Origin of the sequence: Tersicoccus solisilvae, assembly GCF_014643255.1 — a bacterium.
Classification (GTDB): Bacteria; Actinomycetota; Actinomycetes; order Actinomycetales; family Micrococcaceae; genus Tersicoccus; species Tersicoccus solisilvae.
The window spans coordinates 170,058-184,198 of sequence record NZ_BMJI01000003.1 but is presented as its reverse complement, the minus strand read 5'-3'; the positions used below and the strand labels follow the sequence as shown (position 1 = coordinate 184,198).

At 73.6% G+C, this 14,141-nt stretch carries 12 protein-coding genes and 1 riboswitch; of the genes, 8 read left to right on the top strand and 4 right to left on the bottom strand.

Annotated features, from left to right (window positions below; translation table 11 throughout):
- Nucleotides 1-160: 160 nt before the first annotated feature.
- Nucleotides 161-1,525, top strand: a complete 1,365-nt coding sequence (locus tag IEX22_RS04950; RefSeq protein WP_188667101.1) for a bifunctional folylpolyglutamate synthase/dihydrofolate synthase — start codon at nt 161-163, stop codon at nt 1,523-1,525.
- A complete protein-coding gene (locus IEX22_RS04945; RefSeq protein WP_188667003.1) occupies nt 1,522-1,965 on the top strand; it encodes a DUF4233 domain-containing protein in 444 nt (147 codons plus the stop codon). Before IEX22_RS04950 ends, IEX22_RS04945 begins: the two co-directional genes overlap by 4 nt.
- A gap of 38 nt (nt 1,966-2,003) precedes the next feature.
- Here IEX22_RS04945 and IEX22_RS04940 read toward each other — a convergent pair whose 3' ends face one another.
- Nucleotides 2,004-3,470, bottom strand: a complete 1,467-nt coding sequence (locus IEX22_RS04940; RefSeq protein WP_188667002.1) for an aromatic amino acid ammonia-lyase — start codon at nt 3,468-3,470, stop codon at nt 2,004-2,006.
- Nucleotides 3,471-3,619: 149 nt separating this feature from the next.
- Here IEX22_RS04940 and ndk point away from each other — a divergent pair, with 149 nt between their 5' ends.
- Nucleotides 3,620-4,036: a nucleoside-diphosphate kinase gene (gene ndk / locus IEX22_RS04935; RefSeq protein WP_188666999.1), complete on the top strand. Its 417-nt coding sequence runs from the start codon at nt 3,620-3,622 to the stop codon at nt 4,034-4,036.
- A 96-nt stretch (nt 4,037-4,132) separates the two neighbouring features.
- On the opposite strand, the gene IEX22_RS04930 is transcribed toward ndk, so the two are convergent.
- The gene (locus IEX22_RS04930) at nt 4,133-4,822 is read right to left on the bottom strand and encodes a vitamin K epoxide reductase family protein (protein WP_229659777.1); all 690 of its coding nucleotides are present in this window, start codon (nt 4,820-4,822) and stop codon (nt 4,133-4,135) included.
- Between the two features lie 537 nt (nt 4,823-5,359).
- Here IEX22_RS04930 and IEX22_RS04925 point away from each other — a divergent pair.
- From IEX22_RS04925 to IEX22_RS04910, 4 genes are all read left to right on the top strand, one after another.
- Nucleotides 5,360-8,887 (top strand): Rne/Rng family ribonuclease, encoded by a 3,528-nt coding sequence (locus tag IEX22_RS04925; protein WP_438816592.1) that lies wholly within the window; start codon nt 5,360-5,362, stop codon nt 8,885-8,887.
- A gap of 20 nt (nt 8,888-8,907) precedes the next feature.
- Nucleotides 8,908-9,000, top strand: a riboswitch (TPP riboswitch).
- On the top strand, nt 8,991-9,890 hold the full coding sequence (gene thiM / locus IEX22_RS04920) for a hydroxyethylthiazole kinase (RefSeq protein ID WP_188666996.1): 900 nt from the start codon (nt 8,991-8,993) through the stop codon (nt 9,888-9,890). Its footprint overlaps the riboswitch before it by 10 nt.
- Complete coding sequence (gene thiE / locus IEX22_RS04915) at nt 9,887-10,606, top strand: thiamine phosphate synthase (protein WP_188666994.1); 720 nt, start codon at nt 9,887-9,889, stop codon at nt 10,604-10,606. Before thiM ends, thiE begins: the two co-directional genes overlap by 4 nt.
- The gene (locus IEX22_RS04910) at nt 10,603-12,183 is read left to right on the top strand and encodes a bifunctional hydroxymethylpyrimidine kinase/phosphomethylpyrimidine kinase (RefSeq protein ID WP_188666992.1); all 1,581 of its coding nucleotides are present in this window, start codon (nt 10,603-10,605) and stop codon (nt 12,181-12,183) included. Before thiE ends, IEX22_RS04910 begins: the two co-directional genes overlap by 4 nt.
- 17 nt (nt 12,184-12,200) lie before the next feature.
- Here IEX22_RS04910 and IEX22_RS04905 read toward each other — a convergent pair whose 3' ends face one another.
- Together IEX22_RS04905 and IEX22_RS04900 are read right to left on the bottom strand one after the other, a co-directional pair.
- Nucleotides 12,201-12,845, bottom strand: a complete 645-nt coding sequence (locus IEX22_RS04905; protein ID WP_188666990.1) for a DUF4870 domain-containing protein — start codon at nt 12,843-12,845, stop codon at nt 12,201-12,203.
- A 10-nt stretch (nt 12,846-12,855) separates the two neighbouring features.
- Nucleotides 12,856-13,401: a hypothetical protein gene (locus IEX22_RS04900; protein ID WP_188666988.1), complete on the bottom strand. Its 546-nt coding sequence runs from the start codon at nt 13,399-13,401 to the stop codon at nt 12,856-12,858.
- Between the two features lie 65 nt (nt 13,402-13,466).
- Between IEX22_RS04900 and IEX22_RS04895 the strand changes: the two genes are divergently transcribed.
- Nucleotides 13,467-14,114, top strand: a complete 648-nt coding sequence (locus IEX22_RS04895) for a TetR/AcrR family transcriptional regulator (RefSeq protein ID WP_188666985.1) — start codon at nt 13,467-13,469, stop codon at nt 14,112-14,114.
- Nucleotides 14,115-14,141 lie beyond the last annotated feature (27 nt).

Below are 14,141 nucleotides of genomic sequence, written 5' to 3'. Positions count from 1 at the left end.
CGACCACCACGATCACGACGACGACCTGACCCCGGAGGAGCAGGACGCCGAGGAGTTGCGGGATCTGCTCGACACCGAGGACGCCGACGTCGTCGGCGACCCCTTCGCCGTCGACGACTCGGACACCGGGTCGGCGCTGCCCGGCGACCAGGACACGAGCGTGCCCGACGAGTTCTCCGTTGCCAGCGTGTACGCGGAACTGCTCGCCCGGGCGCCGGAGAACAGGATGGAGCCCCGGCTCGAGCCGCTGCGCCGCGCCGTCGAGATCCTCGGCGACCCGCACCGCGCCGCGCCCGTCATCCACGTCACCGGCACCAACGGCAAGACGTCCACGGCGCGGATCATCGAGTCCGTGCTGCTGGCCCACGACATCCGCACCGGCCGCTACACCAGCCCGCACCTGACCTCGGTGACCGAACGGATCAGCATCGACGGCACGCCGGTCCCGGACGCGACCTTCGTGCGGGTCTGGGACGAGATCCGCCCGTACCTCGAGCTGGTGGACCGGGAGCTGACCGACGACGGGCAACCCCGGCTCACCTACTTCGAGTGCGTGACCATCCTCGCCTTCGCGGTGTTCGCGGACGCCCCGGTGGACGTCGTCGTGCTCGAGGTCGGCATCGGCGGCACCTGGGACGCGACCAACGTCGCCGACGGCGCCGTCAGCGTCATCACGCCCATCTCCCTGGACCACACCGACATGCTCGGCGACACGATCGAGGAGATCGCCGAGAACAAGTCGGGCATCATCAAGCGCGGCGGCTTCCTCGTCTCCGCCGCCCAGCCGGTCGAGGCGGCCGAGGTGCTGCTGGACAAGGCCCAGGAGGTCGGCGCCCAGTACCGGTTCGAGGGCATCGAGTTCGGCGTCGAGTCCCGCAACGTCGCCGTCGGCGGGCAGCAGCTGACCATCGACGGCCTGGCGGCGCGGTACGAGGACCTCGTGCTGCCCCTGCACGGCGCCCATCAGGCGGAGAACGCGGCCGTCGCCGTCGCCGCCGTCGAGGCGTTCCTCGGGGCGGGGGAGAAGGAGCTGAACGTCGAGCTCGTGCGCGAGGGCTTCGCCGCCGTCCGCTCCCCGGGCCGGCTGGAGACGGTCCGGACCGACCCGCCCGTCGTGGTCGACGCCGCCCACAACCCGGCCGGCGTCGCCGTGACCGTGGCGGCCCTGCGGGAGGCGTTCGCCTTCTCCCGCGCCGTCGTCGTGCTCGGCGTGCTGGCGGAGAAGGACGCCGAGGGCATACTCGAGGCGCTGCGCGAGGCGTTCGCGGACATGCCGGTCACCCTCGTCGTCACCCGCTCGTCCTCGCCGCGGGCGATCGAGCCGACCGAGCTGGCCGAGATGGCGCAGACCTGGTTCGCGGACGAGGCGGTGATGGTCGAGGAGTCCCTGGACAACGCGGTCGCCGCCGCGATCCAGCTCGCCGACGACCCGCAGCAGTTCGACGGGCTGGTCCTCGTCACCGGGTCCATCACCCTGATCGCCGAGGCCCGCATCCTGCTGGGCGCCCGAGAGGAGACGCCATGACGTCGACCGATCCCGCGACCGACGGGGCCGGTTCGGGCCGGTCCACCCCGAAGAAGAAGCAGCGCTCGACCAAGGTCATGTTCGCCTCGACGGTGCTGCTCGTCGAGGCCTTCATCGTCTTCTTCGCCACCCTGGTCGGCTTCGGGCTGCTCAAGGACCTGCCGAAGCCCGCGGTGCTCTCCGTCGGGTTGCTCCTGTCCGTGCTGCTGGTCGCGGTGTGCGCCGTGCTGACCCGCCGCTGGGGCTACGCCGCCGGCTGGGCGCTGCAGGTGCTCGTGCTCGCCACCGGGTTCTTCGTGCCGATGATGTTCCTCGTCGGTGCCCTGTGCGTGGCGGCCTGGTGGTACGGGTTGCGCGCCGGGGGGCGGGTGGACCGGGAGAACCGGCAGCGGGCGGCCGAACAGGACCGGTGGGCCCGGGAGCACCCGCTGCCGGAGTGACCCGCGTCGACCGCTCAGGGTCGACCGCTCAGAGACATTCAGCCCGGGAAGCGTAACCGCAGGGCCGCGTGGACGGCGGCCGGGGTGGCGGCCTGCCCGCCCGCCGCCTCGTCGGCCAGGCGCAGGACGGCCGTCGCGCCCGCCCCGAGGCGTCGCGGCGGCCCGGTGACGGCCAGCACGTCGCGGGCCAGCAGCACCTCGATGGCGAGCAGGTCGTCCAGCAGGCCGAGCGCCTCCTCGGCCTTGTCGACGGAGAGGGGCGCCGAGGTGGCGTGGTCCTCCGTGCCGAGGTCCAGCGGCGGGGCGTCCAGGGTGGCGGGCGCCGCGAGCTGCTTGAGGGCGGCCACGGCGGCGGCCGCCGGGTAGCGCAGCTGCAGACCGGGCGCCGCGGCGGCGGGTGGCGGCCCGCCGGCCGCCAGCACGGTCATGGCCGCGTCCCACAGGTGGCTCATCCGGCGGTCGCTGAGCTGGCCCACGTGGGCGACGGCGATCCGCAGCGCGTCGAACCCGATCGCCACGACCATCGGGTGGAAGTTGCCCGTGCTGACCATCGTCCGGGTCGCCAGATCGACGAGGGGATTGTCGGCGGCGGCGTTCAGTTCCACCTCGACGGCCGCGGTGACGGCCGCCAGCTGGTCCCGTAGCGCCCCGTGCACCTGTGGGCTGACGCGGAAGGACAGCGCGTCCTGCACCGAGTGCGGCCCGTCGGGGTCCAGCAGCCGGCTCCCGGCCAGCTCGGCGCGCAGCCGCGCGGCCGCGGCGACCTGCCCGGGGTAGGGCTTGGCCGCGGCGACGACGGGCAGGGCGATGGACGGATTGCCGTCGGTCGCCTCCAGGGACAGGGCGACGGCGGTGTCGGCGGCGGGAACGGTCCGCTCGGCGTGCTCGACGACGAGCGCGGCCGCGCCGAGGGAGACGGCGTTGGAGGAGATCAGCGCGAGCCCGTCCTTGCCCTCGAGCCGGAGCGGGGCGATGCCGGCCCGGCGCAGCGCCTCACCGCCGTCCAGCTCCACGCCGTCGAGCTCGGCCCGGCCCAGGCCCACCGCGACCTGCGCGACGTAGGCGAGCTGGCCGAGATCCCCGGCGCCCACCGAGGAGGTGCGGGGGATGACCGGGTGCACGCCGGCGTTGAGCATCGCGGCGAGCGTCTGCGCGGCGGCCGGGCTGGCCCCGGAGCCGCCGCGCGCGATGCCGTTCAGGCGCACGGCGATGGCGGCCCGGACCCGCGGCGCCGGCAACGGGGGCCCGAACCCGCCGGCGTGCGAGCGGATCAGCCACTCCTGCTGCCGGGCCACCTCGTCGGCGGACACCCGCACGTCGCGGCTGTGCCCGACCCGGGTGGTCAGGCCGTAGACGGCCGCGCCGGTGCCCAGGACGTCATCGACGACGGCGCGGGCGGCGGCGATCCGGTCGAGGGCGTCGGGGGCGAGCCGCACCTGCTCCCCGTGCACCACGGCGAGCAGCTCGCCGAGGGACATCGGCGCCGTCGTGATGGTGACGACCATGACTGCCTCGGTTCCGGTGGGGCGGCTGACGCGTCCAGCATGGCACCGCCCGGTCCGCGGGGGAACCGGTGGCGGGCGTGAACGGCCGGGCACCGCCCGATAGGCTGATCAGCGGACTTCCGTCACCCCAGCCAAGGAGAACGCGCACCGTGAGCACCGAACGCACCCTCGTCCTGGTCAAGCCCGACGGCGTCGCCCGCGGCCTGACCGGCGCCATCCTCGCCCGGATCGAGGCCAAGGGCTACACGCTCACCGGCCTCAAACTCGTCGATGCCGACCGGGCGATGCTCGAGCAGCACTACGAGGAGCACGTCGGCAAGCCCTTCTACGAGCCGCTCGTCGAGTTCATGCTGTCCGGCCCGATCGTCGCCGCGACGGTCGAGGGGCAGGGCGTCATCGCCGGCTTCCGGTCCCTCGCCGGCGCCACCGACCCGACGACCGCGGCGCCGGGCACCATCCGCGGCGATTTCGGCCGCGACTGGGGGCTGAAGGTGCAGCAGAATCTCGTCCACGGCTCGGACTCGCCGGAGTCGGCCGAGCGTGAGCTCGGCATCTGGTTCGGCTGAACCCTTCCTCGCCAGCTCGTCAATAGATGTTCCATCCGGCCGGGTTTCCGGGCCCGGTGAACATCTATTGACGAGTTGGCGTAGGTGAACGCCTCGTCAGCGGATGAAGATCCCCGCGAACCGCAGGAAGATCGAGACGACGACGCCGATCGCCAGCAGGACGGCGACGGGCCAGGCGGCGTCCTGGGCGATCGCCGCGACCTTCGGGGAGGCCGGGATGACGCCGTGACTGATGTTGCGCACGGTCGTGTGCACGAGCAGGACGATCATCACGGCCCACACGATCATGCAGTAGATGCACAGCGCGCCGATGTCGTACACGGCCTGGGACCACAGCCACACGCAGAAGAGGAAGCCCAGGGCGATGCCGGCGTTCAGCGTCAACCAGTACCAGCGGGCGAACCGCGCCCCGGCCAGCAGGGACACGCCGACGGTGATGATGATGCCGAACGCCACGATGCCGATGAACGGGTTGGGGAACCCGAAGAGCTGGGCCTGCCACGACTTCATCACGGTGCCACAGGAGATCAGCGGATTGATGTCGCAGCTGGTGACGTGGTTCGGGTCCTTCAGCAGGGCGACGTCCTCGAGGACGAGTTCGCCGGCCGCGAGGAAACCGATGACGCCGCCGACGATGTACATCCAGCCGAGCTGCACCCGCCGGTAGAGCCGGGGCAGGTCCCGGTCGTGCTCGCGCTCGGCGACACCGTCGCGCGTCGCGCCGCCGGGCTCGACGTCGTCGGGCGCGCGGTCGGCGACGTGTCGCGTGCGGGGGTCTGACTTCACGGGAAGGATCCTGACTGACGGGGGACTCGGACCGGGGACGTCGAGCGCGAAGACCGGCGGGGGCCTGCCGCGACCGGGTGCTCGGGCGCGCGATGCGGTGCCGATTGTAGCGAAGCCGGCTGGCCCGCGGCCGGGATGCGTCGCTCGCCGCGAGGCCGGCCCGCGCGCCGATCCGGGCCGCGGTGTGAGAGAATGTCCTTCGATCGGCTCGCGGTCCACAACGGCGGGTCGGTCCGGCAACAGTCGGTGTGGCAACCGGCGCGGGTGTCACGGACACCGGTGTCGACGTCGCCAGGACGCGACGGACCCGACGGTGAGGCGAGCGGTATCCGCCCTTCGCCCGTCGGTGCACACGCGCCGCCACCCGAGCGTTGACGGCCTGAGCGTGCGGCCACGCCCCTTTTCGCGGCGCGACCGCCCAGGTGAACAACTCAAGTTTCCGGCCGCCGGGGAAATCGCCCGGTGAGGCCGGTCAAGTCGCCGCGGGGCGCCGGTTGTGGACGGGGTGCCGCGGCTGGAGTACAGCTGAATATGACTATGGACAACGCTGGTTCCGTCACGGAACCGGAGCAGACACCGGCAACGACGACCCCCGCCGGGGACGAGGCGGCCGGAACGGTCGACCAGAACACCGCCGCCGCGTCGACGAGCACCGAGGCGAGCGACACGCAACTCGAGACGGCCTCGGAGCCAGCCGAGCAGCCGGTCGAGCAGCCGGCCGAGAAGCCCGCGCGTCGGCGCAGCAGCCGCCGCACCGCCGCGACGGCGGACGCCACCGGCGCCGAGGTCGCGACCGCGGAACAGGCGAGCCCGGCCGAGACGCCGGTGCAGGCGCCCGTGGCCACCACGGCCGAGGATCGCGCCGAAGCGGCGAGCAACGCGGCCACCGCGGCCGCCGTCGACACCGAGGCCGCCGACGACACCGCGTCCGCCGATGACACCGCGAAGCCCGCCACCCGCACCCGCGCGCGCTCCGGTCGCATCCGGACCGCCGCGTCCCGCACGAAGAAGGCCGCCGCCGCGGAGGCGGCCACCGCCGAGACCGACACCGCCGAGGAGCGCGCCGAAGTGGCGTCGGCCGCCGCGGAGGAGCCCGCCGAGACCACCGGCCCGGACGCCGCCCCGCAGCAGCCCGCCGCCGCGGGCGCGAACGACGAGAAGACCGCCGAGGACGAGGAGCCGTCCGGCGAGGTCCCGGCCGATCCGCTGCGCGGCATGATGTCGGCGCAGTCCCCGATGTCGCTGCTCTTCCACGCCCCGGACCTGGATCAGCTCCAGGAGCAGGTGCGCGCCCGTGAGGAGAGCCGGAAGGCCCAGGCGGTGCAGGCCGCCGCCGAGTCCGACGCGGACGACGACGAGGAGACCGACGACGAGGCCGGTGAGGGCCGGGGTCGCAGCCGTCGCGGGGGTCGCCGGGGACGCGGCCGTGGTCGTGGCGGGTCGGAGAGCGAGACCGAGGGCGAGAAGGCCGACGGCGCGAGCGACGACGAGGCCTCCGCCGCCGCGAAGGACGAAGACGGGGGAGACGTCACCTCACGCCGTCGTCGTCGCCGTCGTCGCGGGGACTCCGATCTGGAGCTGAGCGGCGGCGAGGACGACGATCCGCCCAACACGGTCACCCGGGTGCGCGCGCCGCGCTCCCGGACGGAAGCGCCGTCCAACAAGGTCACTTCCGTCAAGGGCTCCACCCGGCTGGAGGCGAAGCGGCAGCGCCGTCGTGAGTCCCGCGAGACGGGACGCCGCCGGCACGGCATCACCGAGGCCGAGTTCCTGGCCCGCCGCGAGTCCGTCGACCGGCAGATGATCGTCCGGCAGGTCGAGGAGCGGATCCAGATCGGCGTGCTCGAGGACGGCGTCCTGGCCGAGCACTTCGTGTCCAAGACGCAGCAGGACTCGCTGATCGGCAACGTGTACCTGGGCAAGGTGCAGAACGTGCTGCCGTCGATGGAGGCAGCGTTCGTCGACATCGGGCGCGGCCGCAACGCCGTGCTCTACGCCGGTGAGGTCAACTGGAACGCGCCCGGTCTGGAGGGGACGCCGCGCCGCATCGAGGTGGCCCTGAAGTCCGGTGACTCCGTGCTCGTGCAGGTCACCAAGGACCCGATCGGTCACAAGGGCGCCCGGCTGACCAGCCAGATCTCCCTGCCCGGCCGCTTCCTCGTGTACGTGCCCGGCGGCTCCATGACGGGCATCTCCCGCAAGCTGCCGGACAACGAGCGGGCGCGGCTGAAGAAGATCCTCAAGGACCGGCTGCCCGAGGGCGCCGGCGTCATCGTGCGCACCGCCGCCGAGGGGGCCTCCGAGGAGGAGCTCACCAACGACATCAACCGGCTGCGCGCCCAGTGGGAGGGCATCCAGGCGACCGCCGAGGCGCCCAAGACCCTCGCTCCGCAGATGCTCTACGCGGAGCCGGACCTGACCATCAAGGTCGTCCGCGACGTCTTCAACGAGGACTTCTCCAAGCTCATCGTCTCCGGCGAGCACGCCTGGGACACGATCGAGGCCTACGTCACCTACGTCGCCCCGGACCTGCTGTCCCGGCTGGAGAAGTGGGAGAAGGACGAGGACCTGTTCACCGCGTCGCGGATCGACGAGCAGATCGCCAAGGCGCTGGACCGCAAGGTGTTCCTGCCCTCGGGCGGCTCGCTCGTCATCGACCGCACCGAGGCGATGACCGTCGTCGACGTGAACACCGGCCGGTTCACCGGCTCCGGCGGCAACCTCGAGGAGACGGTCACCAAGAACAACCTCGAGGCGGCCGAGGAGATCGTCCGGCAGCTTCGGCTGCGGGACATCGGCGGCATCATCGTCATCGACTTCATCGACATGGTGCTCGAGGCGAACCGTGACCTCGTGCTCCGCCGGCTGGTCGAGTGCCTCGGCCGGGACCGCACCAAGCACCAGGTGGCCGAGGTGACCTCGCTGGGCCTGGTCCAGATGACCCGCAAGCGGATGGGCACCGGCCTGCTCGAGGTCTTCTCCGAGACCTGCGAGGCCTGCGCGGGCCGCGGCATCATCACCCACGGTGAGCCGGTGGAGCACCGCCGGCACACCACCGGTGGTGGCCAGGGCAACGGCGCGAACGGCAACGGCGGCGGCAACGGCTCCCGCCAGGAGCAGCGCCCGCCGAAGAACGAGAAGAAGCGCAGCCGGCGCGCGTCGGACCACGCGCCCGAACAGGCGCCCGCTCCGGCCCCCGAGCAGGATCCGGAGGCCGCCGAGCGCGCGGCGAAGGCGCGGGCCGCGATGGGCAACATCGCCAAGGCCCTGCATCCGACGGGCGAGGACGGCGAGCAGCCGGCCGCCGGCGAGCACGCCGCCGAGGCGTCGACGACCGGACCGCAGGAGTCCGGTACCGCGCCCGGCGAGGACGACGCGCGGCCGAGCCGCCGCGAGCGGCGCCGGCGCGGACGTGGCCGGAAGAAGCGCTCCGGCGAGGAGACCGACGCCGCGCAGACGCCCACGACCGGAGCGGACCGGTCCGACGCCGACGAGGACGTCGCCCTGACCATCAACGGCGAGCGGGTCACCGTCCCGCACGGCCAGCAGGCACGCGGCGGTGACCGCGAGGTGACCCTCGAGTCGCTCGACCGGGCCTTCGACGCCGCGGTCGGCGGTCAGCAGCCGGGCGGGCGGTCGGACGACGCCGTCGCCTCGGCCGTGCAGAACGCCCTGCGCGCCGCGGACGCGGCCGACGACGAGCTGCCCGAGGAATGGACCGGCGAGGAGCCCGAGGAGACGACGGTCGCGCCGGTAGCACCCACGACACCGGAGCCGGCGTCGACGACCGACGCGGCGGCGTTCCCGGCCGAGACCGGGACCGGCGCCCCGGCCGAACCGGCCCGGCCGAAGCGCCGGTCCCGCCGCGCCGCCAGCAGCGGCGCCGGCGACGCGGCGGCCATCACGGTCGTGGACACGGCGGCCCGCTCGGAGCAGCAGCCGACGGCCGTGTTCTCGTCCGGCGGCGCTGCATCGCGCCCCGCCGGCCAGGAGCCGGCGGCGGCGCCCACCGTGCTCGGGGTCGGCGTGTCCGCGGAGGAGATCGCGCGGCCGGGCAAGGAGTGACGCGGCGCTGATACGCTGCCACGAGTGACACGGGGTGCCCGCACCGGGCTGAGATGACACCCGTCGAACCTGATCTCGTCAGTACGAGCGAAGGGATGTCGCCGTGAACGACGTCGCGTTCTCCTCTGTTCCGTCCCCCGTCGACCTGCCGGTGCGCGCCGGCCGGCTGCTGCACGCGGTCCGGCAGGACCAGCCACTGATCCAGTGCCTGACCAACAGCGTGGTGACCAATTACACGGCCAACGTGCTGCTCGCGGCCGGCGCCGCCCCGGCGATGACCGACATCGGCGGCGAGGCCGGGCCGTTCGCGCGGATCGCCTCGGGCCTGCTGATCAATCTGGGCACGCCCACGCCCGAGCAGCGGCTCGCCATGCGGGAGGCGGTGGTCGGCCGTCGGGCCGTCGGCGGGCGCTGGGTGCTGGACCCGGTCGCCGTCGGCGCCCTGCCGGTGCGCACCGCCCTGGCCGCCGACCTGCTCGAGTTCGCGCCCACCGTCATCCGTGGCAACGCCTCCGAGGTCCGGGCCCTGGCCGGGCAGAGCGGCGGCGGCCGCGGCGTCGACAGCACGGACACGACCGACGACGCCGTCCCCGCCGCGATCGAGCTGGTCACCCGCACCGGCGGGGCCGTCGCCGTTTCCGGTGCGGTCGACGAGATCCTCGGCGTGCCGCCCGGCGGTGCGGGAGCCGACGGCGGCGCACCGGAGCACTACCGCAACCACCACGACGCCGCCCTGCTGACGAAGGTCACGGGTGGGGGTTGCGCGCTCGGCGCGGTGATCGCCGCGTTCCTCGCCGTCGGACAGGAGGACAGCCCCGCCGTCTGCGCGGCGCTGGCGACCGGCTACTACACCCTCGCCGCCCGTCAGGCCACGGAGATCAGCACCGGTCCCGGCTCGTTCGCGGTCGCCCTGCTGGACCGGCTTGCGGCGATCGGCCCCGACGAGTTCGCCGCCGACACCGGCATCACGCGCGAGACCGCCCTCAGCCCGAGCGCCCGATGACGGCCCTCCCCACACCTCGGTTCGACCTGACCGCGCTGACGCTCTACCTCGTCACCGACACCGCGCTGGCCGCCGGGCCCGGCGGCTCACGCCGCGTGCCCGACGTCGTCGCCGCCGCGGTCGCCGGCGGCGTCACGTGCGTGCAGGTCCGGGAGAAGCACGCCACCGGCCGGGAGTACCTCGCCCTCGTCACGGCCGTCGCCGAGCGCGTCGGCGATCGGGTCCCGGTGCTGGTCAACGACCGGGTCGACGTCTTCCTCGCCGCCCGCGATGCCGGAGCCGCGGTGGCCGGTGTCCACGTCGGCCAGGACGACCTGCCCGTCACCGCGGTGCGTCGACTGATCGGTCCCGACGCGGTGCTCGGGCTGAGCGCCTCGACCGCGGACGAGCTCGACGTCGTCGCCACCCTTCCCGTGGGAACGGTGGACTACCTCGGCATCGGCGCGGTGCACGCTACCGCGACCAAGCCGGACGCGCCGGCCCCGCTCGGCGTCGACGGGTTCGGCCGTGCCGTCGCGCGACTGTCGGCCGGTAGCGGGCTGCCGGCCGTGGCCATCGGGGGGATCTCCACCGATGACGCGGCCGCCCTGCGGGACGCCGGCGCCGCCGGCCTCGCCGTCGTGTCGGCGATCTGTGCCGCGCCCGACCCCGAGGCCGCCGCGCGCCAGCTGCGTGCGGCCTTCGAGTCCCGGCCCGCCGCGGGAGGCACCCGATGACGGTGCGCGTGCTGAGCATCGCCGGGACCGACCCCACGGGTGGGGCCGGCGTGCCGGCGGACCTGAAGTCCATCGCCGCGTTCGGCGGGTACGGCATGGCCGTCGTCACCTGCCTCGTCGCCCAGAACACGCGCGGGGTCCGCAGCGTGCACACCCCTCCGGCGTCGTTCCTGCGCGAGCAGCTGGACGCCGTGTCCGACGACGTGACCATCGACGCCGTCAAGATCGGCATGCTCGGCACCGCCGAGGTCGCCGCCACCGTGCGCGCGTGGCTCGATGACCAACGGAACGCGGGCCGAGTATTCCCCGTGATCCTGGACCCGGTGATGGTCGCCAGCAGCGGGGACCGGCTGCTCGACGCGAGCGCCGAGGACGCCGTCCGCGCCCTCGCGGCCGCCCACGCCGACCTGCTCACCCCGAACCTGGCCGAACTGGCCGTCCTCGACGGCGGTGGGGCGCCGGGCGAGGCGCACCGGCCGGGAGAGGCGCTGGACGACTGGGACGCCGCCCTCGCCGCCGGCCGCCGGGTCGCGGCCGCGACGGGCAGCATCGTCCTGGTCAAGGGAGGCCATCTGCCCGGGGAGCGCACCCCGGACGCACTCGTCGCCCCCGACGGGAGCCTGCTCGCCGAAGTCGCCGAGCCGCGCGTGTCGACCCGGAACACCCACGGCACCGGCTGCTCGCTGTCCTCGGCGATGGCCACCCTGTACGCGCGCACCGGCGCCTGGCCGTATTCGTTGCGAGCCGCGAAGCGCTGGCTGACGGGGGCGCTGGCCGCCGCCGACGGGCTGCGCGTGGGCTCGGGCAGCGGGCCCGTCCACCACGGCCACCACCTCGACGCCGCCGTCGACGCGTACGTCGCCGCCGCCACCGCACCCGATTCGCCGGGAACCCGCGGCCGCTTCACCGATGACCTGTGGGAGCGGTCCGCCGTCGTCCGGCAAGAGATCGACGAACTCGAGTTCATCGTCCGGCTCACCGACGGCACCCTTCCGCAGGACCGCTTCCGGGCCTACCTGGCCCAGGACGCGCAGTACCTGCAGGCGTACAGCCGGGCCCTGTCGTCGCTGGCGGCCTCGGCCGCGCCGGCGCCGGTGCGCGCGTTCTTCGCCCGCGGAGCGGTCACGGCCGCCACCGAGGAGACCATCCTGCACCGGCAGTGGCTCAGGACCGACGACGACGCCGACGGCGGGGACCCGGGGATCGGGCCGGTCACGGCGCGGTACACCGACTTCCTGCTCGCCGCCACGGGGCGGGAGCCTTGGCAGGTGGGAGCCGCCGCGGTGCTGCCCTGCTACTGGCTCTACGCCGAGATCGCGGCGACGCTGTCCCGGGCCCTGGAGGCCCACCGGACGGAGCGGCGCGGCAGGGACGACGCCGCCCACCCGTACGGGACCTGGCTCGCGGCCTACGACGACCCGGGCTTCCAGGAGGCGGCGGCCGCCTGCCGCGCCATCGTCGACGACGCCGCCGCGGACGCCGACGAGCCGACCCGGCAGGCGATGGCCGCCGCGTTCCTGCGCGCGTGTGCGCTGGAGCGGGACTTCTTCGCCGCCGAGGTGGTCGACGCAGGCTGAGGCAGGCTGACGCCGGCTCAGCGCAGGATGGGGATCTGCAGGGGGTAGACGTACAGTTCGCCGCGGTTGGCCTTGATGGCCCCCTGGATGTGGAAGATGATCGCGACCACGAAGGCGGCGACCCACAGCAGGATGGCGACCGGGATGAGGATGATCGTGAAGAAGCAGATCCACGCCGCCAGGTTCGCGAGCCACGTCGTCACGGTGAAGTTGAAGGCGCCGGCCGCGGTGCGGCGCACGAACGGGCTGCCCTCGCGGTAGATGAACCAGATGACGAGCGGGCCGACGAAGCCGAGCCAGCCGACGCTGATGAACATCGCCACCAGCGGGATGATGTGGGTGAGGACCGCCATGGTGCGGTCCTGCGACGGCGCGCCGTAGCCCTGCAGTCCCGGCCGGCCCTGGCCGGCCTGCTGGTCGTAGCCGTAGCCCTCCCCATCGGCGGGACGCCCGGGTCCCCCGTACGGGCCCGCTGCGGGGTTGCCCGGGTTCCCGTACTGACCCTGTCCCGGGTTGCCGTAATGACCCTGTCCCGGGTTCCCGTACGGGCCCGGCCCGCCTGACGTCGGGTTCTGACCGCCGCGGGGGACGTCGTGCGGGGGCCGGTTCTCGGGCCGGGAACCCTCGGGAGGCGTGGACGGGGACGGGGGCACGCTGCTCATGCCCCCAGTATCACTGCTGGGGCGCCACGGCGGGAGCCTTCCGGGGCCAGATCGTGTAGCTGACCGCCCAGATCAGCTCGACGGCGACGACGATCCCGAGGATGCGGTACAGGCCGGTCAGCGCCTCGGTCCGGCTCGGGTCGCCGACGAGGGCCGTCAGCAACGCGAGCAACCCGGAGGCGATGGCGGCGGCCAGGACCGTGCGGGCCACGTCCTTCCAGCACTCCGTCGCGTAGACGCGGCCGGTCAGCTTGCGCGGGGGAGGGCCGCCGGCGAAGCGGTGGGCGAACCGGAGGTCGGCCCACCGGATCATCTGGTGGCCGTACGCGATCGAGAAGCCGAGATAGAGGGCGGCAAGGCCGTGGAGGAGACCGGCGGTCGCCCCGGCGCGCAGATCGATGACCGTGACCGCGAGCAGGACGAGGTCGACGACGGGTGTCGCGGCGAGCAGGACGGTGCCTGTCCGGCGCATCCGCAGGGGGTAGCGGGCGATCAGCCCGAGCGCGATGAGGACCCAGAATCCGACCTCGCACGCGATGATGACGGCGGCGATCATGGCGATCCTTTCTTGTACGACTGTGCTAGAAAGTTATGGTAGTACAGCCGTGCTAATCTGCCACCATGCCTCGACGGATCGACACGGACGCCCGCAAGGCCCAGCTGGCGCGTGCGGTGTGGCAGGTCATCCTCGACCGGGGCATCGGCGCGGTGTCGGTCCGGACGGTCGCCGACGAGGCGTCGGTGGCCGTCGGATCACTCCGGCACGTCTTCCCCACCCGAGCCGAGCTGCTCGAGTTCTCCGCGGCGCTGATGGTGCAGCGCGCCCGTGACCGGATCCGGCAACTCCCTCCGGTGGAGGACCCGCAGCAGTACGCGCTCGAGGTCATCCGCCAGCTGCTTCCCCTGACCCCGGACAGCCGAGCGGAACTCGAGGTCAACATCGCCCTGATCGCCGAGACGCCGGCCCTGCCGGAGCTGGCGGGCATCCGCGACGACGCCTATCACCAGCTGGGGGAGGCCTGCCACGCCGTCGTCGGCCTCCTCACGCACCGGCCCCGCGGACCGTGGACCGAACAGCAGGCCCGCCGCCTGCACGCCGTCATCGACGGGCTGGCCATCCACCTGCTGATGGCGGACCCTGCCGACGGGGACGGGTGGGCGATGGACATCGTTCGCGACGAGCTGGCCGCTCTCGCACGGGTCGGCGCCGATCCCGAGGCCGGCGAGGCCGGCACCATGAATCGGGCGCCCTCCGACCCCGGCGATTGAGGCGGCTCGCCGTCGGCCGCCTGCATT

What these genes read in the sequence shown, in the direction of transcription:
- thiE (WP_188666994.1), top strand. Translation starts at nt 9,887, where the DNA reads ATGACGGCCCTCCCCACACCTCGGTTCGACCTGACCGCGCTGACGCTC.
- IEX22_RS04940 (WP_188667002.1), bottom strand. Translation starts at nt 3,470, where the DNA reads ATGGTCGTCACCATCACGACGGCGCCGATGTCCCTCGGCGAGCTGCTC.
- IEX22_RS04945 (WP_188667003.1), top strand. Translation starts at nt 1,522, where the DNA reads ATGACGTCGACCGATCCCGCGACCGACGGGGCCGGTTCGGGCCGGTCC.
- IEX22_RS04895 (WP_188666985.1), top strand. Translation starts at nt 13,467, where the DNA reads ATGCCTCGACGGATCGACACGGACGCCCGCAAGGCCCAGCTGGCGCGT.
- IEX22_RS04905 (WP_188666990.1), bottom strand. Translation starts at nt 12,845, where the DNA reads ATGAGCAGCGTGCCCCCGTCCCCGTCCACGCCTCCCGAGGGTTCCCGG.
- IEX22_RS04900 (WP_188666988.1), bottom strand. Translation starts at nt 13,401, where the DNA reads ATGATCGCCGCCGTCATCATCGCGTGCGAGGTCGGATTCTGGGTCCTC.
- IEX22_RS04910 (WP_188666992.1), top strand. Translation starts at nt 10,603, where the DNA reads ATGACGGTGCGCGTGCTGAGCATCGCCGGGACCGACCCCACGGGTGGG.
- IEX22_RS04925 (WP_438816592.1), top strand. Translation starts at nt 5,360, where the DNA reads ATGGACAACGCTGGTTCCGTCACGGAACCGGAGCAGACACCGGCAACG.